Source organism: Mesorhizobium sp. M1A.T.Ca.IN.004.03.1.1 (genome assembly GCF_003997555.1).
Lineage (GTDB): Bacteria > Pseudomonadota > Alphaproteobacteria > Rhizobiales > Rhizobiaceae > Mesorhizobium.
Map to the genome: position 1 here is coordinate 1 of NZ_RZTV01000271.1, position 275 is coordinate 275.

General features: G+C 66.5%; 1 protein-coding gene. It reads left to right on the plus strand.

Annotated elements, in window-relative coordinates; all coding sequences use genetic code 11:
- On the plus strand, window positions 1-275 hold a 275-nt coding region (locus tag EOD29_RS31655; protein ID WP_245475499.1), incomplete at both ends, for an ABC transporter substrate-binding protein.

Genomic DNA, 275 nt, shown 5'->3' on the forward strand with positions numbered 1-275 from the left:
GCCGAAACCCTGGTGCTGCATCTCTCGGCGCCGACCGGCAGCCTGATCTACTGGCTAGGGTGGCCGGCCTCGGTGATGGTCGGGCCGAAGACGGCCGCCGACGACAAGGTGACGCCAATTGGCACCGGCCCCTTCAAATTCGCCAGCTGGGCGAAGGGCGACAGGGTCGAACTCGCCAGGAATGACGACTACTGGGACAAGGATGCGGCCGCCAAGCTCGACAAGGTGACCTTCCGCTTCATCGCCGATCCGCAGGCGCAGGCGGCGGCGCTGAA